Raw genomic sequence first — 21,957 nt, forward strand, 5'->3', positions numbered from 1 at the left:
CGGCTATTTGTGCATTAGGCGGCAAGACGCCTAACGCACCTGCTAAAGCAGAGCATAAAAAAAGCGCATAGAAATGTCTATGCGCTTTTTTATAGAATTAAAACTTTGCAAAAATAGTCGTTGCGTAAGCTACAGTCATGCCATTGTCTTCTTCAACGTAGTAAACACCCGCTCCAATATGGGTAAATTCTTCACGGCAGATATTTTCATAATGTGCCGGGCTGCTCTTCCATTCTTCAAACCACCAATTAGCATCGGTATGCAGGCTGACACGAGGGTCATTATACTCTACGTTAGCCAAATTTTCACCTGCTGATACATATTTTACCGGAATATCCTCGCTCAGAACAGTCTGCCATGGGTCCCCGTTTGGTCTGGTATGGTCCCAAACCCCGCTCTTACAAAGCTCGCGGCTTCGAATACGAGCCGCAGAACGCAAATTTTTATCATATTTCAGTTTACTCAACCCCAATGATTCTCGCTCGGCATTGATTTCATCAATGATACCCTGCTCCACATCACCTAAGAAGTTTTTACCGGAAACTTCCACTGTCTTGGTTGAATTTTCTGCTGGAACATCTCCATCACTGCTGTTGGCCGTTGACGGAGGAGTATTCTCTTGTGTCGGAGCTGGCTTCAATTGTTCCGGGTATATCTGCTTAATAATCTCATTCAGTCGCTCTTTATCCTCTATTCTGCTTCCATGGGATTGCATAAAGGAATCATATGAGATATTGAAAAACTTGAGAAACTCAAATATGTTAATGTTGCACTGTGTTCTGCTTGCGGAATTTTCTTTCCATTGTTCGAATTTTTCGCTGCCCACTAATTTTATAAGCTCACTGTCGATTTCATGCTCCCAGGTATGCCCGCAGAGGTTATTAATTGTTAATCCGTTTGAACCTCGCCTGCCGACTTCTACAGCCTTTTTGGCAATTTCTTTATCTGTGGTAAATATATATTCATTCTCGGTTTTATTTATTTCTTTAAGCTCATGTTGGGTTCTTTCATTGTCGGTTATTACAGTAAGCTTATAACTGCTTCCGCCTTCAAATTGCAGATGATAGATTGTCACAGCAGGCTCTGTATAACGTCCAATGTATAATTCATCGGGAACATTGTCAAGGTAATTACGATAAAATCTTTCTACATAGCTAATTCCCAATGTTTTATCTGTTTGCTCAACAGCAACGTTACTATGCTCGTCAACATATTCTTCGGCAGTATCCTCAAGCATTGCCGTTTTAATGCCTTCAGAAAGATCAATTGATGGAGCAACCTGCTCTGAGGACGATAATGGCTCTGATGAAGACTGTGGGTTACGCTGGCATGCTGAAAGCAGCAAGCATAGCGCCAATAATAAAGAAAGTATGCGGCTTTGTCTCATAGTTCCCCTCCGTTAGTCCAATACTAGGTGTGGTGCAATTTTATTATAGGTGGCCTCTCCGATACCGTCGACATTCATTAATTCATTCAGATCAGTAATAACCCCCACCTTATCGCGGTATTGCAAAAGTTTTTTCGCCATTGCAGGGCCGATTCCCGAAATAGTTTGCAATTCCTCCGCTGTAGCGGTATTCAGGTTAATCTGTGCATCCAAATTTTTTTGCACCGCGCTGTCGACGTCTGCCGTAGATGATGCTGAGCTATTTGCAGCGCTGCTTATTTCTTCCGGTAGGTAGGATACGGCAGCGGGAGTGTATTCCGGCATCATAAAGGCATTATAAGCTACCAGCCCGATAGAAAGCACAAGTGCAAGTACAATCAAAAAATTAACCGAGAAAAAATCTTCCTTCATCTACCAGTGCCCCCTTTCGAACTAACAGCATTATAGCACTATAGAAGAAAAAGTGCCACACCATGTGACACTTTTTTTGTAGTATATTAGAATATTTTAACGTTGCGAGAATGCTTGGTTATCAAAGCCCGAAGCAGGCTGAATACCAACCTCTTCGTTACTATAGGAATCGATAGTGACCCGGTCTCCCGCTGTTGTCAGGGCAAGCTCATTGCTCAATGCGGCATCTATCAGATAGATCCTATCCTTGTACTCCTCTAAGATTACCTTGTAAATGGTGGATTGTCCGTCAAATTCAGAGGCAATTCGAAGCACGGTACCCGTGACAGAGGCTTTATCAAGAGTTTGGTTAATATTCGGTGTCATACCAACGTTCTTCATGCTCTGCTGATAATTCTTGATTGACGCAGTGATGGTTTCACCCGTACCCACAATGGAATAGTCGGTGACGGAAACCATCGCATATTGCTTGATAAGCCCTTCTTTATCTTTCAAGGTCATAAAGTAAGTCGGCTCGGAACCGATATTCAAAATAAGCGGGAACGATGCCTTATAGCCCAAATGCTGCACTTTACCTTCTGCACTGCCCATAGCAGCAGATTCAGTCGCACCGTTCATCACATAGCGGCGGGTGGATTTATCCTTCATATCAACCATGATATAACCGATGGTGCTCGAATCCTGCCCGACGCTGGTCAAGCCGGTAAATAGATAGCAACGGTCGTTGTTGTAAACAATAATATGTCCTGCTGAGGACTTGAACTTGTCTTTATCTGAAAAATTGAATATTCCATGGACATATTTACCTTGATTATCAATCTGGTTTATAATAAAATCTTCCGGCTGAACCCTATCAATCCATTCTGGGATATTATCCATGCTGTAGCGCACGGTTTCGCCGGTGCTTGCATTCAGCGTAATAACACCGGTTGCTTCGGGCAAACTAAAACCCCGTTTGTTTTTATAAGTGGATACTACCCAATAAGGCTGTCCGTTGTCATCAAGCTCAAATGAATAATCCGCAATGCCTTCAAATAAAGCACCACTGAGACGTACTTTCCGTTTTACATCATGAAGCAGATAAGAATTCGTCTGATATTTCACATATTTTCCATCAACGTAATCTACATCTTTTACATTGGTTGCAGAAACAACAATGTAACCGGGGGTGCCCTTCAGATTGGTCAGCCATTTAAACACACCGGAGTGGTGCAGCGGAACCGCCCAGATCAGCTTTCCGTTGACTTTTTGAATTGTGGGTTCCCCCAAAACTACCTGACTGCCCAAAGACTGGCGCTCACCCAGCTTTTTATCTGCAAGGTTATATGCGAGTTGCTGGTCTACAATTGGTATTTGATTTACGTCAACCGCCTGTACATCACTGCTGAACTCGGTGATCTCCGCTTGGCCCAACTGATCACGATACGCTGCCCAGTTAATAATAACCGATGACGCGACCACCATAACAGCAAAAAATACCCATGGTGCGGCAAGTAAAATTTTTACCCAGCGGGGGAACTTCTGGTTTGGTACATAATTAAATGCACGGTTTGAATTGGTTAAATTCTCCAGAGTAAAGGTGCCAAATCTTAGCAATGCCCACACTAAAATATATGCAGTGATTACCGCACAATAAAATATTGCACCTTCGGCATACAGCGGGTTGAGTGTCGGCGCTTCAAAAAAGATATAACCGAGCACGAACAGTGTCATAATAGAGAATATGACCGCTTTGACTTTTTTCAATTAAATTCCACCTTTAATAAACTATGAATTAATTCTAGCATAAAACCAGTCGGCTTACTATGCTTCCTAATAAATATTTACGATATGTTTATAAAAAACGTCTAAAAAATAATAAAGTTTTAACTGATTTTCGTTTTAATAAGTTGCATTTTTCTACCTGATTCCTTAATATTTTCTTAATTAAGCAGTATGTGTATTTACTTGTTCCGGGTGCTGTGTTACGATACATCTGTATGAAATTATAACGAGGTGACATCCCTTGACCGATTGCATTAAAATAATATCTTTTAATCTGCGTGCAGATTTTAAGCGAGATAAATTAAACCGCTGGGATTTCCGAAAAGAATACGCAATGAAGCTGATTAAAGAATCTGGAGCTACCATTATTGGGGTGCAAGAGCTTTTGCCTAAAATGCGTACAGACGTGCAGAATCTACTATCGAATTATACGGTGCTTGGCTGGGGACGATATAAGGGTGCAAAACCCGGCAGTGATGAGCATTCGGATATTATCATTAAAAATGATGATGCAGATGTGGATTTCTACAAAACATTTTGGCTGTCAAATAAAACGGAAGATGATGTTAGCCGTGCGTACTATTCATTCTTTCCTCGTATTTGCACGGTTGCCGAAGTGTATGTGAAATCACTTAACCGAAACATTCGCGTATTTAACACGCACTTTGATCATATCTGCGGCATGGCGCGGGTGCTTGGGGTTAACATTATTTTACGCACCATGAGCGAATTAAATGAGAAAAAGCCAATGCCTACTATTTTAATGGGCGATATGAATGCACACCCTAAAAGTAGGCCGATTCGTATTCTACGTGAAAACCATCACCCATATGATAATGTGCACCTTACCGATGTGTATTCCTTTTGCCAGCCCAACAGCATTAAAAATACGCATCATGGCTTTAAGCAAAAGGGGTTGCTTGCATGGCTGACTGGCCGTACACCAATCGACTATATTTTTGTATCGGATGAATTTGAGATATTGGATGTTTATGTCGATCGTTCGAATGAGAACGGGCGCTTCCCTTCCGATCACTTCCCGATTGTTGCAACCTTAAAACTGAGTACCGATACGCTTTAGGCATTGGCCATCTTATAGCCTTGGCGCTTTTATTGCACGAAAAAAGACATCCTCCATGCTCTGGAAGATGTCTTTTCTATTTCATTATTCTATTGCGTCAAGCCCCAGCTTGATATCACTCAGTATATCGTCTATGTTTTCCAGGCCTACAGAAAGGCGGATTAGCCCCGGGGTAATACCGGCACCAACCAACTGCTCATCTGTGAGTTGGCGGTGAGTAGAGCTGGCAGGGTGCAGCACACAGGTGCGAATATCGGCAACATGCACTACGATAGAAGCGAGCTGCAGTGCGTCCATAAATTTGACCGCATTATCACGTCCGCCCTTAACCGAGAATGAGATAACACCGCTTGCACCATTGGGCAAATATTTTTCTGCCAGTTCCTTATATCCATTCCCAACCAGTGTGGGATAATTAACAAACTCAATTTTGTCAGATTGTGCAAGGAAATGTGCAACCGTATCTGCGTTTTTGCAGTGACGTTCTATGCGGAGCGGCAGTGTCTCCAAACCAAGGTTCAGCAGGAATGCGTCCTGTGCTGAGGGGTATGCGCCAAAGTCTCTCATCAACTGTACCCTTGCCTTAGCTATGTAAGCAGCAGCACCAAAATGCTCGGTATATACAATTCCATGGTACGATTCATCCCGCTCGCACAGGCAGGGGAATTTTCCGTTGTTCCAGTTAAATTTACCGCTATCTACAATAACGCCGCCAACCTGAATTGCATGGCCGTCCATATATTTGGTTGTGGAGTGAATTACGATATCCGCCCCAAACTCAATGGGTCGGCAAAGCACAGGTGTGGCAAAGGTGTTGTCAATAATAAACGGAACATCATTTTTGTGGGCGACGCGCGCAAGCTTTTCAATATCGAGCACAGCAATAGCGGGGTTTGCAATGGTTTCACCGAATACAGCCTTGGTGTTCGGCCGAAATGCTTTTTGAAGCTCGTCTTCGCTTGCACTTGCATCGACAAAGGTGCACTCAATACCCAAACGCTTTAAGGTGACGGCAAATAGATTAACGGTGCCTCCGTAGATGGTGGAGGCACTGATAAAATGATCACCCGCACTGAGAATGTTGAGCATAGAAATCAGGCTGGCTGCCTGACCTGAAGTGGTGCAAAGCGCACCAACACCGCCCTCTAAAGCCGCAATTTTTTTCTCAACAGCATCAACAGTGGGGTTTGAGATACGTGAATACATATGCCCGTCAACACTTAGGTCAAACAGTTTTCCCACATGATCGGTGGAATCGTATTTGTAGGTAGTGCTTTGGTAAATTGGCAGCACTCTGGTTTCTCCATTTGCAGGCTCATAGCCGGCATGCAGGCATTTTGTTTCGATTTTCATATTAGTATACCTCCGTTTATTGGTATGGATTTAAAAGTTGCAGGGCATCAAAATTCTATCTTGTGCTTATCCGACGCGTACTCAGCAGTCTTAACCGATAACCCTTTTTTCTCTAAGCGGGCATCGATGTATTCACGAATGAGCGTATAGATGACCGCAAATAACGGTACACCGATGAACATGCCCAAAACGCCTAAAAGCCCACTGAACACCACGATGGCAAAGATGACCCAGAATGCAGAAATACCGGTAGTCTCACCCAGAATTTTGGGGCCGAGTATATTGCCGTCAAACTGCTGAAGTGCCAAAATAAAGATCAAAAACCATATTGTTTTAGCGGGGTCTGTTAGCAGAATAATCAATGCACCCGGAATGGCGCCAATAAAAGGACCAAAATACGGGATGACATTCGTAACGCCTACAATCACACTAATCAGCATAACGTTTGGCATTTTCAGCAGTGTCATTCCAATAAAACAAAGAATGCCGATGATCAATGAATCGAGCAGCTTACCATTGATAAAGCCACTAAACGTTACGTGGCTCTTGTGTGCAATATAAACCGAACGCTCTACCGACTTTGCAGGCAGTAACGCGTAAAGAGCCTTTTTGAACTGGGCAAAAAACTTTTCTTTACTCATAAGCAGGTAGACGGAAATAATGATGCCGAGAATGATATTCATAATGCCATCTGCAAGCTGCTTTGTAGTGTTAAGCAGCATGGGTAAAGACTCTTTAATGATTTGGTAGCCTTTTTCCAACCACTCATCAAAGCTTAGCAACACCGTTTGCAAAATCTTTTGAATGTTGATATCGTTAATACCCCATGCCTCAACCGCTGTAAATATTTCGGCAATCCACTGTTCTGCTGTTTTTAAATAATCCGGAAATTTTGTCACGATGCCGGTAAGGCTGGTTACAATCTCGGGAATAACGAAGGAAAAAAATACGATTAAAAAAAGAATTGCAACGACATATGTGAGCAGAATTGACAGCATTCGCCGATGCTTTGGCTTAATTCGATCTTTGGTCATCCATGGTAACAGTTTTCTATCAAACATACGCAGGATAGGGTTTAAAATATACGCAATGACAAACCCGTAAATAAACGGTGTCAGCAATGTAAGAATTTTTGAAGCATAATTACTGAATCCGCTAAAATTTTGAAGGATGGTAAAAAATAGAATGCTTGCTACAATTACTAAAAAAGAATAGATGGCGACGGTGGTATATTTCTTGTTCCATTCAAACTTCACTGCTTCACCTCCGAAATACTATTGATTTATTATAAAACAAATTAAGATAGAATACCAGTTCTATTCTATTAATTCCAGCCACTCGTCTGAAAGCTCGGCGAGCTGTTCTTTTTTTAATTCCAGCTCAGAGCATTTTTCGGTCATCAGCTGATAATCGCTGAATACCTCTTCGGTAGAAATCTCTTGCTCCAGTACCTTGATATATTCTTCCGCTTCGCCAATTAAAACTTCGAGTTCCCTCGCACGCTGCCTGCGCTGATTTTCGAGATTTTTTTGTTCCCTGCTGCGGTAACCGCCTGCGGACGGTTTGGCCTGAGGTATCGCAACATCTGCAGCTGCCTGTTGCTTTTCGCGGTCGGTCTGCGTGAGGTAATCGTCAAATTTACCAATGTAGGCTTTAATGGAATCTCCCGTAAATTCGACAATTTTGTCGGGAATTTTGTTGAGCATATAACGATCATGCGACACCATAATCAAAGTACCGGAGAATTCCATCAGTGCCTGCTCCAAAATCTCCTTCGAAACCAGATCGAGGTGGTTGGTGGGCTCATCAAGAATTAGTGTATTGGCACGCCCTTGCATTAGGATTGCAAAACTTAGCTTCGCCCGTTCACCGCCGCTTAATACCGAAACCTGCTTATAAACCTCTTCACCGGTAATCAGCACAGAGCCCAGCGCACTGCGTACGCTATGCTCCGGCATACGGGGGTATCGGTCCCAAAGCTCATCAAGCACAGTCTTTTCGGCGTGGAGGCTTTTATTTTCTTGTTCGTAATAACCGACGGTGACATTTTTACCCCACTCCACATAACCTGTATGATAAGGAATGAGATCTTGAATTACCTTTAAAAAGGTAGATTTGCCAATACCATTCGCGCCGATAAGTGCAATTTTTTCACCGCGAAATATGTGAAGGTCTATTCCTTTACACAATGTTTTGCGTGTACTGCCTTCGCCTACCTCAAGCGAAAGCCCTGTCACATCCAACACATCTTTTACCGGCTCACGGTCGTATTCGAACGAGAGGTGAGCCGCCTTTAAGTCACCACCGGGGCGGTCTACCACATCCATTCTCTCTAGGGCAGCAATACGGCTTTTCGCACTTTTTGAGGTGGATGCCCTTGCAATGTTTCGCGCAACATAATCCTTCATTGAGGCAATCTGCTGTTGCTGAATCTCATATTCTTTTTGCTGCCGCACACGTGCCTCGGCTTTAAGCGAAACATATTTTGTATAATTGCCTTTATAGCGCGAAAGCTGATGACGTTCAACCTCCCACACTGTAGTAATCAGCTTATCCAAAAAATAACGGTCATGCGAAACAACAAGCAGAGCACCTTTGTAGCTGCCAAGGTATTCTTCCAACCACATCAGTGTTCTAAAATCGAGGTGGTTTGTCGGCTCGTCCAGTATTAAAAGCTGCGGCGCTTCGAGCAGCAGCTTCGCCATGGCAAGGCGCGTTTTTTCACCGCCCGAGAGCGTATTAATCATGGTTTCGTAGGGTTTATCGGCAAAGCCCATACCATTTAAAATCGTCTTGATTTTAACATCAATCAGGTATCCATCCTGTTTTTCGAACCACTCCGATTGGGTAGCATACTGCTTGGTGAGTGCGTCAAATTCTGCGGTGGCAGCCTCGGTCTTTGCAAGCTGTTTTTCCAGATAACGCAATTCATCCTGTACTGCGAGCAGCGGTGCAAACACCGACTGCATCTCAGCCCAAATGGTGTTTGCAGTATTGAGGCCGCTGTTCTGGCGCAAAAAACCAATCGTGGCAGCATTGGAGATAAATACATCACCGGTATCGGGCAGTTCACGTTGTGTCAGTAAGTTCAGCAGGGTTGATTTTCCCGCTCCGTTTACGCCTACCAAGCCGATACGGTCATTATCTTCTATTTTAAGGTCGGTTTCTTTTAAAACAAGGTTGGAACCATAGCTTTTGCTGATTCCATTGGCGGACAAAATCATTGAGTAATCTCCTAAAGTTGCATATTTTTACAGATATCATTTTAACATAGGGTAGATAATTGAGCAACTGTTTCCACCCTGTTTTCACCGATTAGGGATAAAAATTTGCATTATTTTTGCTTATTTAGATAGGATATGACTTAGTTTAGCGATTTAATTCGTAAAAAGATGTTGACAAATGAATTTTCTGGGTTTATGATTGAAACAAGTACTTTGAAGGAAAGGAGAAACATTCACCATGGCGAACATTTTGAACAATGTAAATAAATACTTTTACTTTATTAGCCTGGGCTTTTACTTTAGCGCAGGTTACTTTTGCTGTTCAAAAAATGCGTTGCCAAAAATGAGTTGAATGATTCTTTCCGTAGAATTGTGAATACTTGCGACTGATAAGTCGGTACTTTTGGTGACAAAGGTACCGACTTTTTTGTACGCTGCGGGGGATTTACTGCAGACTTCCCCCGCTTTTAGCAAAAGGCTACACTTGAAATATGATTTGAAAGGGTTGTTTTGTCATGGTAGTAATTTTAAAGCAAAAAGCAAAAAAAGAAGATATTCTTAGTTTAATACAGTGGATTAAATCGCAGGGCGTAGACGTGCATATTGTAGAGGGCGAAAGCACTACCATTCTCGGTCTCATCGGAGATACCTCGGTTATGGATGAAGATGTGATTAAAGCGAATGATATCGTTGCAAATGTCAGACGTATTTCCGAGCCGTTTAAGGCTGCAAACCGCAAGTTTCATCCTAACGACACCGTTGTTGAGGTATGCGGAAGAAAAATTGGCGGTGGCAATTTTCAGGTGATTGCAGGGCCTTGCTCGGTAGAGACTAGGGATCAAATCAAAAGTGTTGCAAGTGATGTGCAGGCGTCGGGCGCAGGGCTGCTTCGCGGCGGCGCATTCAAACCCAGAACCTCCCCTTACGCGTTTCAGGGCTTGCGTGCAGAGGGTATTGAGTTTTTGCTGGATGCAAAAAAAGAAACCGGTATGCCGATTGTAACCGAGATTATGAGCGCTGCTCACATCGAATTATTCAAGGATGTTGACATTATTCAGGTGGGTGCACGCAACATGCAAAACTTCGAGCTGCTTAAAGCGCTTGGCACCCTCAACAAGCCAATTTTGTTAAAGCGAGGCCTTGCCAACACCATTGAAGAATTTCTGATGAGTGCGGAATACATTATGGCAGGCGGCAACGAAAATATCATCCTCTGTGAGCGCGGCATTCGAACCTTTGAAACCGCCACCCGCAACACTCTTGATATCTCGGCTATTCCCTTGCTCAAAGAGCTCTCTCATTTGCCTGTTGTAGTAGACCCAAGTCATGCAGCAGGTATCACCAGCTTGGTGGAGCCGCTTTCAAAAGCAGCCATTGCTGCCGGTGCAGATGGTCTAATTATTGAAGTGCACAACGACCCCAAGCATGCGTTATCTGACGGTGCACAGTCGCTGACCCCCGCTCAGTTCGATCACGTTATGATGTCGATAAAGAGAATGGTAGAATTTGAAGGTAAGACATTCTGAGAGGGTTTCAATCGAGAACATAATTCAGTTATATTTAAGGGGTATGATGATGAAGAACATTGGAGTGGTTGGTTTAGGGCTGATCGGAGGATCGCTGTGCAAAGCCATTAAGGCATACACAGACTACGACGTTTTTGGTTACGATATTGATGAAGCTGTGGTATATTCTGCAACAGAATATGGTGCCATTGATGCAAAGCTTACGAAGCAAAGCCTCGCAGGGTGTGATCTTGTGATTTCTGCCCTTTACCCTGCCGCCACAGTGTCTTACGTAAAAGAACATCTCGATGATTTTCGACCCGGCTGTGTGATTCTGGATGTATGCGGAGTAAAAAGTGTGGTTTGCCGCGGCATTCGCGAGGTTATTGCAGGGCATGAACTCACCTTTATCGGCGGGCACCCTATGGCCGGGCGTGAATTTAGCGGCTTTGCAGTTTCAGATAAGGACCTGTTCCGCAATGCAAGCATGATTCTTACCCCGTTTTCTGATACGGATAAAGCTGTTCTAAATACAGTGTCGCAATTTGTTCTTTCACTTGGTTTTGAGCGGGTAATTGACACAACCCCCGAGTTCCATGATAAAATGATTGCATATACCTCACAGCTCCCTCATGTCATTGCAAGCTCGTATGTAAAAAGCCCCAACTGTCAATATCAGCTTGGGTTTACGGGCGGCAGCTTCGAGGATATGTCGCGTGTGGCAAAGCTTAATGAACAAATGTGGACAGAGCTGTTTTTAGATAACCGTGAAAATCTTATTGCTGAGATTACCACAATGACAGAAAATTTGTGTGAGATAAAAGAGGCACTGCGGCAGTCGGATGCCGACAAACTTCGTTCTCTGCTTAAGAAGGGCAGAATAATTAAGGAAAGCTTAAGTATAAAAGACAGGTGATAACGATGAATCAAGTAAAAGTACAGCTAAAAGAAAGTTATACTATTTTAATTGGTGATGACCTTTTGGACCATGCCGGTGAGCATATTCGCGGGCTCACCTCGTCGCCGCGTATTGCGATTGTAACAGACGATATTGTTGCGGAGCTCTACTTACAGCGTCTGGAAAACTCTCTGCGAAAAAACGGATTTGATTCTATTTGCTCGTATGTCTTTGAAAATGGGGAGCATTCAAAAACATTAGAAACTGCCGGAAAAATCTATGACTTTTTGGCAAAGCATAACATTACCCGCAGCGACCTTGTAATTGCATTGGGCGGCGGGGTTGTAGGCGACGTAACTGGATTTGCGGCATCTACTTTTTTACGCGGGCTTCGTTATGTGCAAATTCCCACAACGCTGCTGGCACAGGTAGATTCTTCTGTAGGCGGAAAAACCGCGGTAGATTTAAGCAGCGGCAAGAACCTTGTCGGTACCTTTTGGCAGCCCAGCCTTGTATTGTGTGACATTTCTTTGTTATCAACCCTGGGCAGCGATATTTTCGCTGACGGCGCCGCCGAGGTAATCAAATACGGTGCAATTCGTGACAAAGAGCTGTTCGAGATGATTGCATCTTCCGACTATGCAGAACATCTTGAAGAAATCATCCACCGCTGTATCTGCATCAAACGCGATATTGTACAAATGGATGAATTCGATACCGGAGAGCGCATGTTGCTAAATTTTGGCCATACGCTGGCACACGCAATTGAAAACCACAGCAATTACAGCATACCGCACGGCAAGGCGGTGGCCGTGGGCATGGTGATGATTACAAAGGCCTCCACAAAAGCAGGGATTACACCTGTGGGAGCAACCGAAGCCCTTGAGCGGGCCTGTAACCGATTTGGACTGCCAACCACGGTGGACTTTGACCTAAACCAACTGGTTGAAATCTGCTTGAACGATAAAAAACGTGATAATATGCATATCAATGTTATTTTGCTAAACCAAATCGGTGATGCGCATATTTGCAAAATGCAGATTGACGATTTTAGAAATTTTATTTGTGAGGGATGCAAATGATAGCAACAGTAAAATCATCTATACTGAGTGGGGATTATTTCGCCCCTCCTTCTAAGAGTGATTCTCATCGTGCATTGATTTGCGCCGCGCTTGCAAATGGATTTAGTTTTGTCTCACCGCTTGCACCGTCGGAGGACATCAGGGCGACAATTTCTGCACTGAGGGCGCTGGATGCCGATATACAGTTACAAGAGGAAAATGCCGTTGTATCTGGAATTTTGGATAAGCCGATGGATCATATTCGCATATTCTGCAATGAATCGGGTTCTACACTACGTTTTTTGATTCCAATTGTCGCCGCCTACGGCATTGAGGCTATTTTTACCGGCGCAGGCAAACTTCCGCAGCGTCCGCTCAGCCTATACCATGAACAGTTATCCTGTAAAGGAGTTGTACTTGACAAGTTGGAATCTGACGAGCTGCCGCTCAAAATTACCGGAAAGCTTAAGCCCGGCAGATTTGAGCTTGCCGGAAATATCAGCTCGCAGTTTTTAACAGGGCTACTGTTTGCCCTCCCACTGCTGCAGGGGGACAGCGAACTAATATTAACTTCTCCCCTGGAATCGAAGCCCTATGTAGATATGACAATTGCAACGTTGGCTTGCTTTGGCATTGAGATAGCTGAAACAGAATTAGGCTACCGAGTTAAGGGAAACCAAAGCTATATCCCCTGCAGCTATAAGGTTGAGGGCGATTACTCCAACGCGGCATTTTTTGCGGCAGCCGGGTTATTGAGCGAACAGGGTGTTGTTTTAAACGGGTTGTGCAAAAATTCCAAGCAGGGTGACCGTGAAATTATAAAGTTAATTGCTCAGTTTGGCGGAAATGTAACACATATGGCAGATGATTCGATTCGAATTGCACGTAGTACATTGCATGGTATTGAGATTGACGCGGCACAGATTCCTGATTTGGTGCCGATTTTGGCAGTGATTGGCACTTTTGCCCAAGGGAGAACACATATCTATCATGCCCACCGTCTCAAAATAAAAGAGAGCGACCGCCTTACCGCAATGACGCAGAATTTACAAGCTTTAGGCGCAGATATTTGCTGTGATGATGACAGCATTACCGTAAACGGCGGAAAGCGCTTGCACGGCGGCGTGGTATCTGCCTACAACGACCATCGCATTGCCATGAGCATGGCAGTAGCAGCTCTGTTTTGTGACGGAGAAGTACTGATTGATGGCGCTGAAGCTGTAAATAAGTCTTACCCTCAATTTTTTGAAGATTACAATCGTTTGGGAGGCTGTGCCGATGTCCGTATGGGGTAGAAATAATTTAAAACTGAGCATTTTTGGGGAATCCCATGGGGCGGCGATCGGTGTTGTGATTGATGGTCTATCAGCGGGCGAGCCCATTGATATGGAAGAGCTGAAAGCATTTTGCGCGCGCCGTGCACCGGGTAAATCCTCAACCTCCACCAAACGGAAAGAAGCCGACATCCCGCAAATTCTTTCGGGCATGCTGAACGGAAAAACGACCGGTGCCCCCCTTTGCGCCGTAATTCAAAACAGCGACACCCACTCGCAGGATTACGACAACCTCAAAACAACGGCACGTCCCGGGCATGCTGATTACACGGCGTTTCTACGCTACAGCGGTGCTAACGATGTGCGCGGCAGCGGGCATTTTTCAGGCAGGCTTACTGCGCCGCTTGTAATTGCGGGTGGCATTGCAAAACAATTGCTGCGGCACCGTGGCATTGAGGTGGGTGCACACATTTTGTCGGTGCAGAACGTGAAGGATCGGGCTTTTGATGCAGCAACGGTTACAGCGCAAGAACTGCTGAAGATTCAGGGGAAGGAATTTCCCGTCATCGATGACCAGTCGGGTGAAATGATGATCCAACAGATTGAGATGGCAGCGAAGCATCTGAATTCACTTGGCGGTGTAGTAGAATGCTGCGCGGTTGGCTTCCCTGCCGGTGTTGGTTCACCGATGTTCGATGGTATCGAAAATATACTCAGCTCAATTCTATTTGGTATTCCCGCAGTAAAAGGTGTAGAATTTGGTGCCGGCTTTGATGCCACGCGGATGACCGGTGCGGAGAACAACGACTACTACTGTATCAGAGATGGTGAAATTTGTACCGAGACAAACAACCACGGCGGCATTTTGGGCGGTATTTCCTCGGGAATGCCAATTACAATGCGTGTTGCTTTTAAACCTACCCCTTCTATTTCTCGAACACAAAGAACGGTAAACTTTGTTACGAAAGAAGAATGTGAGCTTGTTGTGAAAGGGCGGCACGACCCCTGCGTAGTACCGCGTGCGGTGCCATGCGTTGAGGCCGCAGCCGCATTTGCATTGCTTTCGCTATTGGTGTAACGTTATTTTACTTTACAGATAAACCGGAGGGATTCCAATGGATTTACAGGAAATGCGCTTGAAAATTGATGAAATTGATGAACAAATCGTGTCACTTTTCAAAGCGCGAATGAATATAGTGCATGGTGTAGCCGAGTATAAAAGGCAGAATAATCTTTCGGTGCTCCATACCGGGCGTGAAAAGCAGGTGCTCGACCGTGTGGCTGCTCTTGCCGGAGCTGAACTTGCAGACAGCACGCGCTTCCTCTTTACTACAATCATGGATTTGAGTAAAGCTCAGCAAAACAATCAACTTACGGGTACTTCACCCCTCAGCGAAAAAATCAGTCATGCGTTGCAGGTAAATAAAGAGCTGCCCAAAACCCCGGTAATTGCCTGCCAAGGGGTAGACGGTGCCTATTCGAGCATTGCCGCACGAAAAATGTTTTCAGAAGGAAAGCTGCATTTTCACCAAAACTTCGCCGACATCTTCCGCTGCGTAAAAAATGGTGAATGTGAAATTGGCATACTGCCCATTGAGAACTCCACCGCTGGCTCGGTAAATAATGTATACGATCTAATGAAGCAGTACCGCTTTCACATTGTTCGTGGGCTAAAGCTGGAGGTATCACATTGCTTGCTTGCAAAGCGCGGCGTATCGCTGGATGAAATCACGGATATTTATTCGCATGAGCAGGCAATCAGCCAATGCGAGAACTTTTTGCAGGCACATCCAAACATTCGGGTACATTTGTACTCTAACACAGCCGCCGCCGCCCGCTTTGTGTCAGAATGCGGTGACCGCGGTGTGGCGGCAATTGCATCGCGAGAATGTGCTGCTATCTATCATCTGGATGTGGTTTTGGATGAAATCAAGAGTGCAGAACGTAACTATACACGTTTTATCGCAATCAGCAACGATATGATTCTAACTGACGATGCGGATAAAATGAGTATTGCACTGACTTTACCGCATGAGGCAGGTTCGCTTTATAAGCTGATCACGCAGTTTTCAATGCTGGAGCTGAATCTCACAAAACTAGAGTCGCGCCCCCTGCCGGATACCGATTTTGAGTTTTTATTCTACTTTGATTTCAGCGGAAATCTGGCAAACGAGCAAATTATAAAGTTGTTAACGCGCTTAGAACAGCAATGCGAATATTTTGAGTTTTTAGGCAACTACCATGAGTTGTAAAAAAGTGGTTGACAAAGTTTAAAAGATGTGCTTTAATAAATTAAACCGATGAGGTGGAGATAAAACCAAAGGCGCACTTACAGAGAGTCGGGGCAGCTGAAAGCCCGATAGAAAGCGGATTGGACAAATGGACCACTGAGGGCGTAATGAAAAGCGATTGCTTAGTATTTTACGACGTCAAGCTTACGTTACAGAGTGAGGAATGTGTTGGCATTCCGTAAAAGGTGGATACATAGTAATGTATCAATCAAGGTGGTACCGCAGGTTTGCACCTGTCCTTGTAAGAGGACAGGTGCTTTTTGTTGTTTTTTTGCAGCCGGCGCAAAAAACACATATCTACTCTTTCACCTAACCTTTTAAACAAACCAACAAAATCAATATTTTGAAGGAGAAATTTGTTATGAAAAAGGTATTATCGGTTATTTTGGCAGTTATAATGGCATCCATGGTGTTTTCGGGCTGCGGCGCGGCACCATCAACCAGCATTTCGCCCGAGGCAAACACCGGCAGCGCACCTATTGAGGCAGGCAAAAAACTTAAAATTGGTATAGTACAAATTGTAGAGCACCCTTCGCTAAACACCATTCGTGAGTCATTTTTAGAAGAACTTAAAGCACTTGGCTATGGTGAAGACAAAGTGGAGATCGATTACCAAAATGCACAGGGAGACCAATCCACACTCAACTCTATTACACAAAAGTTTGTTACCGATAAATCAGATTTAATTGTTGCAATCGCCACCCCTTCCGCACAGTCTGCTGCGGCCGCAACCAAAGATATTCCGGTGCTGTTTTCTGCAGTGACCGACCCTTTGGCGGCAAACTTGATGACCGACCTGAGTAAACCAAACGGCAACGCAACCGGCACCTCCGATGCTATCCCTGTTGATCAAATTTTTGAGCTTTCCAAAAAGCTGACACCAAATGTAAAAAAATACGGCTTCTTATATTGCACCAGCGAAGTTAGCGCAATTTCAGTGATCAACGAAGCGAAAAAGTACTGTGACGAAAACGGTATTGCATACACCGAAGCATCCATTACCAATACTTCTGAGCTGCAGCAGGCGGCACAAAGCCTTGTTGGGCAGTGTGACGCATTCTACACCACTATTGATAACGTTGTTGCCTCTGCAATGCCGGTTTTGGCCGATGTTGCGCTTCAGGCAAAAATGCCTGTTTATGTTGGCGCTGATTCCATGGTAATGGACGGCGGGTTTGCAACCGTTGGCATTGAATATACCAATTTAGGCAAGCAAACTGCAGCAATGGCAGATAAAATCCTCAGCGGTACCCCAATTTCTGAAATCCCCGTTGAAACTCTCAATAATTTTGGTACGATTATCAATGAAGACACCGCCGCGGAATTGGGCATCACCATCCCTGAAGATATAAAAGCCACTGCACAAATTGTAAAAACAAGCACCGCAAAATAAGGCGACTATACTTTAGGAGGTTTACGCAATGACTTTTATGGCTTTGCAAGGTTCGGTAGAACTGGGATTGATCTACGCATTTATGGCATTGGGTATTTTTGTATCGTTTCGCATTTTAAATGTTCCCGATTTAACGGTGGATGGCAGCTTTACACTGGGTGCTTCATGTTCAGCAGTACTTACATTAGCGGGGTACCCTTTTCTTGGTTTGCTAATTGGGATTGCTGCAGGCGCTTTGGCCGGATTGGTTACCGCGTTTCTGCAGACAAAAATGAAGATACAGCCCATTTTATCGGGTATTTTGACAATGACAGCCCTATACTCGGTAAACCTGCGTATTATGCAAAAGCGTGGAAATGTTTCGCTGCTCAATATACCTACTGTGTTTGAGCCAATGAAAAAACTGGTAGGTGACCAACTTGCAAAGCTTGTTTTACCACTGCTGCTTATGGTCATTTTAATTTCGCTGCTTGTTCTTTTCTTTAAAACACAGCTCGGCATGAGCATCCGTGCGACAGGTGACAACGAGGACATGGTGCGTTCCTCATCCATCAATGCTGACTTTACCAAAGCGGTTGGTCTTGCAATTGGCAATGCAATCGTTGGTTTCGCCGGTGCATTAATCGCACAATATCAGCAGTTTTCCGATATCAACATGGGTATTGGCATGGTAGTTATTGCAATGGCGTCATTAATTATCGGCGAGGTTCTATTCGGTAGCAGAACATTGCTTCAGCATGTTGTTGCTGTAACGCTTGGCTCGATTGTTTACCGTATTATCATTGCAATGGTACTGCGCGCCAATATCTCACAATCTGACCTCAAACTGATTTCTTCTGTAATTGTTGCATTAGCTCTCTCCTTCCCTGTTGTAAAAAATAAAGTGGTACTTAGCAAAATGAGAAAGGCTGGTGAACGGGATGCTGCAGTTAAATAATATCACCAAGACCTTTAATATTGGTACCCTAAACGAAAAGAAAGCGCTGACCAAGATTAACCTCAAGTTAGAAAAAGGTGATTTTGTTACAATCATAGGTGGAAACGGTGCAGGAAAATCCACTCTGTTTAATTCTATCGCAGGCACTTTTCTATGCGACGCCGGTAAGATTGAACTGGATGAGATCAACCTAACCTTTATGCCCGAATACAAGCGGGCCAAGTATATTGGCAGGTTGTTTCAAGACCCAATGCGCAGTACGGCACCATCTATGACCATTGAGGAAAATCTGGCATTGTGTTACCAAAGAGGAACCCGCCGCGGATTTGGTATTGGTGTGAAAAAAAGTGATATCAGCTTTTTCAAAGAGCGCTTATCCGAGCTGGGCTTAGGCTTGGAGGATCGCCTAAAAACTAAGATGGGGCTGCTTTCGGGTGGCCAGCGGCAAGCTGTTACCCTGCTGATGGCGACGATTGTAACGCCAAAGCTGCTGCTGCTGGATGAGCATACTGCAGCGCTCGACCCCGCCACGGCAGATAAAGTTTTGGATATGACAAGGCAGATTGTAGCGAAAGATAACATCACAACTATGATGATTACACACAACATTCAGTCTGCTTTGGAGCTTGGTAACCGTACGATTATGATGGATGACGGCCAGATTATCTTGGATATTAAAGGCGAAGAACGCGATCATATAACAGTCGACAAGCTGGTTCAAATGTTTTCTCAAAAGAGCGGCAAGAAACTAGATAACGACAGAATGCTATTGGTATAAATAGTACACACTGAGTAAAAAAACCTCAAGGTCATTGACCTTGAGGTTTTTTACTATTTTGCGTTTGTGTGCATGCCACTACTAATAAACCTTTTAGTTAAGCCACAGGTGCAGTACCTGGGCCAGAGCTGTTTGGTTTGTTAGCGTCAGCGGGCTCGCTGGCGCTACTCGGCGGCTCGCTGTTACCACCTGAAGGTGCAGCCTCTTTTACCGTTACCCTGCAAGTAGCGGTTTTGCCGTTGGCAAGCGTTACAGTTATAGTCGCCTTGCCCGCTGAATCGGCAGAAATAGTACAGCTGATCTCGTCACTGCCGCTGATGGATACTGCAGCATTATCGCTCTTCCATGATTTCGCTTTTATGTTTTCACTGGAAAGGTGTAGAACGGAAGCTTTGCCAACCTCTAAAGTAACCTCAGAGGGAGTAATTGTTACAACCTCCTCCGGTGGCGCAGCCTCTGTAATTTCAATGGTGCATTTTGCAGTTTTGCTAGGATCTTTTCCATGTGTAGCAACTACCGTTACTTGGCCTTTCTTAACTGCGGTTACAATGCAATCTGTTCCGTTTGCCGCAATGCTTGCCGCATCGCCGGAGATACTCCATTTCACTTCGGTACCTGCCGGCGCTATCGTAGCATTTAATGCAAAGGTTTCACCTATTTTCATAGTATGAGAGGTGCTGTTTAGTGTGATTGAAGCAACCTCTGTCGCAGCTTTAACCGTAACCTTGCAGACAGCCGATTTACTTCCATCCTTGGTGGTGACTGTGATTTCGGTGGTTTTGCCTTCGGTCACACCGGTTACGAAGCAATCGGAACCGTCCGGAGAAATCGTTACAGCATCTTTTGTTCCTCCGGTAATCTTCCAGGTAACGCCCTTAGCTGCAACATCTTCGGGGGTAACGACCGCCGTCAGCATTAAATTACCACCCTTTTGAACCTCAGCAGTAGAAGGCAACGTGATGGTTGTTTCAATAACCTCTTCGTTGGTAACCTCAACTTTACAGGTAGCGGCTCTGCCGCTGTAGGTTGCCGTAATCGTAGCGATACCTTTCTTTCGTGCTACAACAGTTCCGTCGCTTTTAACGTCAGCAATTGTAGGTTTATCACTTGACCATTTCACATCCCCACTGCCGCCATTTGTATAGGCAACCAGTGTGCGTGTTTCACCTTTCATGATTTTGAAAGAGGTAATATCAAGCTCAATGCTTGCATCGCCTGAAGCCGCCCTTTGGTTCATCATAGATTGCCATTTGCTTTTGCTGGCCTTAGCGAGCTCTTTTGCAAATGCATTTACTTCATCATTGGTCATCCAAGCAAGGTCAGGGTTATCAAGAATTGCCTCACGTGCTGCTTCAACCAAATCGGCTCCATTTTGGCGCTCTTTCAACAGAGCAACCTTTTCGTCCGCCGAGAGGTTTGCAAGTTCATTTGCATCAAGATATTGGGACATCGTCTCCTTGCGGCGTGCCAACTCAACCTCAAGGTCTTCATCTTTAATTTTTTCAAGTTCGCTTGCAGTAAACCATTTTTTAGCTTCCTCACGGATGGGACCGTACTGCTTATTGGCCTCTGCCTCCTGATGAGCTTTTAGCTCCTCAGCCCGTTGTTTCTCAATAAATTGAGCCCACTCTTTTGGCATAACAGGTTTGGGGTTCAGCTTGGCGTTGGCAACATCCACAGTGGAATCTTCACCCTCGCGAACCTTACGGCCAACAACAACAAAGCGCGCAATCCGCTTGTTCGTAACAGGGTCTTTAAAGGAATAATCGCAGGTTGACAAAGTAATCAGCTTATCGCTCGGTTTAATGTCAACCGTTGTGTTAATGAGCGAGCGTTCCCTTATCTTTGAAATAAACTGCTCCATTGTTAATTTAGCGGCATTTTTTTCTGCGTTGATAAAATTATGGTAGAGAAAATCGGGATCGTCTGCTTTACAGACAATTACCGCCGCAATTTTATACTGTCCCTCGGCATATACGCTATCAAAGTTGATAACCGGATGCTCTTTGTAGTAGCTGAGAGATTTGTAGTTGAGCAGTTCACCGAACATCTGCCCATCCGTCATATTATGTCCATAGATAATAGTATTGGTGCTGGGCTTTTTCAGATCTACACGGTAATCTGCAAACGGCACACCGTGCTGATTGCTCTTCTTTTCAAAGTCGGTACGGTCATAATCTTTGTTGTTTTCGGTTTGCATCACAGGATAATTTAATTGAGTACCGTCAATCTTAATCCAGCCACGAATGTCCTTGTTTTGTTCATAGAGAGGGGCAAACTTTTTAAGGAACCCTTTGGGGTAATTACTGTTTACCTCATAATTCTCATCAAGCCCCATCTCCCATACGCTTTGTAGGCTGGCGTTTAGTTCTTTGTTGTTACCCGATTCGCCATAATAGCTGGCAATATACACAACGGAACTGATAAGCACGATGACCGCAACAATTAAAACAATTTTGCGGATAAGCTCGCGCTTGGTGTCGCGCTTGTTGGGTATGTAACTCTCGACAAAGCGCTGACCGAAACTCTTTTTCCTTCTTCGTGGGCGATGCCTTGACATCTTTCTGCCGTCTGATTCTGATGGCTGCTGTTGTTGCATT

The 21,957-nt window shown here is 44.5% G+C and carries 17 protein-coding genes; 10 read left to right on the top strand and 7 right to left on the bottom strand.

Translation table 11 applies throughout. The features are described 5' to 3' along the window. Positions 1 to 97: 97 nt before the first annotated feature. The 3 genes from RTV33_RS03865 to RTV33_RS03875 all read right to left on the bottom strand — a co-directional run bounded on the left by RTV33_RS03865 (position 98) and on the right by RTV33_RS03875 (position 3,544). Positions 98 to 1,387: a CAP domain-containing protein gene (locus tag RTV33_RS03865; RefSeq protein WP_312641745.1), complete on the bottom strand. Its 1,290-nt coding sequence runs from the start codon at positions 1,385 to 1,387 to the stop codon at positions 98 to 100. A gap of 12 nt (positions 1,388 to 1,399) precedes the next feature. Next, positions 1,400 to 1,798 (bottom strand): helix-hairpin-helix domain-containing protein, encoded by a 399-nt coding sequence (locus RTV33_RS03870; protein ID WP_312641747.1) that lies wholly within the window; start codon positions 1,796 to 1,798, stop codon positions 1,400 to 1,402. A 96-nt stretch (positions 1,799 to 1,894) separates the two neighbouring features. Further along, positions 1,895 to 3,544 carry a hypothetical protein gene (locus RTV33_RS03875; RefSeq protein WP_312641749.1) on the bottom strand — a complete coding sequence of 550 codons (1,650 nt, stop codon included), beginning with the start codon at positions 3,542 to 3,544 and terminating at the stop codon, positions 1,895 to 1,897. Positions 3,545 to 3,803: 259 nt separating this feature from the next. Between RTV33_RS03875 and RTV33_RS03880 the strand changes: the two genes are divergently transcribed. Further along, positions 3,804 to 4,643, top strand: coding sequence for an endonuclease/exonuclease/phosphatase family protein (locus RTV33_RS03880; protein ID WP_312641751.1), 840 nt, complete (start codon positions 3,804 to 3,806; stop codon positions 4,641 to 4,643). 84 nt (positions 4,644 to 4,727) lie between these two features. Here the strand turns inward: RTV33_RS03880 and RTV33_RS03885 are convergent, their stop codons facing one another. Genes RTV33_RS03885 through RTV33_RS03895 form a run of 3 tightly spaced genes read right to left on the bottom strand, consistent with a single transcriptional unit; the run spans position 4,728 to position 9,220 of the window. Beyond that, complete coding sequence (locus RTV33_RS03885) at positions 4,728 to 5,996, bottom strand: PLP-dependent transferase (protein ID WP_312641753.1); 1,269 nt, start codon at positions 5,994 to 5,996, stop codon at positions 4,728 to 4,730. Positions 5,997 to 6,043: 47 nt separating this feature from the next. Further along, positions 6,044 to 7,252 carry an AI-2E family transporter gene (locus tag RTV33_RS03890; RefSeq protein WP_312641755.1) on the bottom strand — a complete coding sequence of 403 codons (1,209 nt, stop codon included), beginning with the start codon at positions 7,250 to 7,252 and terminating at the stop codon, positions 6,044 to 6,046. A gap of 60 nt (positions 7,253 to 7,312) precedes the next feature. After that, entirely contained in the window at positions 7,313 to 9,220 is a 1,908-nt protein-coding gene (locus tag RTV33_RS03895; RefSeq protein WP_312641757.1) for an ABC-F family ATP-binding cassette domain-containing protein, read from the bottom strand. A 515-nt stretch (positions 9,221 to 9,735) separates the two neighbouring features. Between RTV33_RS03895 and aroF the strand changes: the two genes are divergently transcribed. From aroF to RTV33_RS03940, 9 genes are all read left to right on the top strand, one after another. Next, positions 9,736 to 10,746: a 3-deoxy-7-phosphoheptulonate synthase gene (gene aroF, locus RTV33_RS03900; RefSeq protein ID WP_312641759.1), complete on the top strand. Its 1,011-nt coding sequence runs from the start codon at positions 9,736 to 9,738 to the stop codon at positions 10,744 to 10,746. A 49-nt stretch (positions 10,747 to 10,795) separates the two neighbouring features. Next, positions 10,796 to 11,641 carry a prephenate dehydrogenase gene (locus tag RTV33_RS03905; protein ID WP_312641761.1) on the top strand — a complete coding sequence of 282 codons (846 nt, stop codon included), beginning with the start codon at positions 10,796 to 10,798 and terminating at the stop codon, positions 11,639 to 11,641. Between the two features lie 5 nt (positions 11,642 to 11,646). Beyond that, positions 11,647 to 12,705, top strand: coding sequence for a 3-dehydroquinate synthase (gene aroB / locus RTV33_RS03910; protein ID WP_312641763.1), 1,059 nt, complete (start codon positions 11,647 to 11,649; stop codon positions 12,703 to 12,705). Continuing rightward, on the top strand, positions 12,702 to 13,979 hold the full coding sequence (gene aroA / locus RTV33_RS03915) for a 3-phosphoshikimate 1-carboxyvinyltransferase (RefSeq protein ID WP_312641765.1): 1,278 nt from the start codon (positions 12,702 to 12,704) through the stop codon (positions 13,977 to 13,979). The genes aroB and aroA overlap by 4 nt, the downstream gene beginning before the upstream one ends. Continuing rightward, positions 13,963 to 15,036 carry a chorismate synthase gene (aroC, locus tag RTV33_RS03920; RefSeq protein WP_312641767.1) on the top strand — a complete coding sequence of 358 codons (1,074 nt, stop codon included), beginning with the start codon at positions 13,963 to 13,965 and terminating at the stop codon, positions 15,034 to 15,036. The genes aroA and aroC overlap by 17 nt, the downstream gene beginning before the upstream one ends. Before the next feature lie 37 nt (positions 15,037 to 15,073). Then, positions 15,074 to 16,210 (top strand): prephenate dehydratase domain-containing protein, encoded by a 1,137-nt coding sequence (locus RTV33_RS03925; RefSeq protein WP_312641770.1) that lies wholly within the window; start codon positions 15,074 to 15,076, stop codon positions 16,208 to 16,210. A 400-nt stretch (positions 16,211 to 16,610) separates the two neighbouring features. Beyond that, a complete protein-coding gene (locus RTV33_RS03930; protein WP_312641772.1) occupies positions 16,611 to 17,642 on the top strand; it encodes an ABC transporter substrate-binding protein in 1,032 nt (343 codons plus the stop codon). A gap of 28 nt (positions 17,643 to 17,670) precedes the next feature. After that, positions 17,671 to 18,579 (top strand): ABC transporter permease subunit, encoded by a 909-nt coding sequence (locus RTV33_RS03935; protein ID WP_312641773.1) that lies wholly within the window; start codon positions 17,671 to 17,673, stop codon positions 18,577 to 18,579. After that, entirely contained in the window at positions 18,563 to 19,357 is a 795-nt protein-coding gene (locus RTV33_RS03940) for an ATP-binding cassette domain-containing protein (RefSeq protein ID WP_312641994.1), read from the top strand. Before RTV33_RS03935 ends, RTV33_RS03940 begins: the two co-directional genes overlap by 17 nt. A gap of 97 nt (positions 19,358 to 19,454) precedes the next feature. Here RTV33_RS03940 and srtB read toward each other — a convergent pair whose 3' ends face one another. Next, on the bottom strand, positions 19,455 to 21,956 hold the full coding sequence (gene srtB / locus RTV33_RS03945; RefSeq protein ID WP_312641996.1) for a class B sortase: 2,502 nt from the start codon (positions 21,954 to 21,956) through the stop codon (positions 19,455 to 19,457). Position 21,957: the final 1 nt, after the last annotated feature.

It is taken from the genome of Hydrogenoanaerobacterium sp., from assembly GCF_032017025.1.
In the GTDB taxonomy this organism is placed as follows: domain Bacteria; phylum Bacillota; class Clostridia; order Oscillospirales; family Ruminococcaceae; genus Hydrogenoanaerobacterium.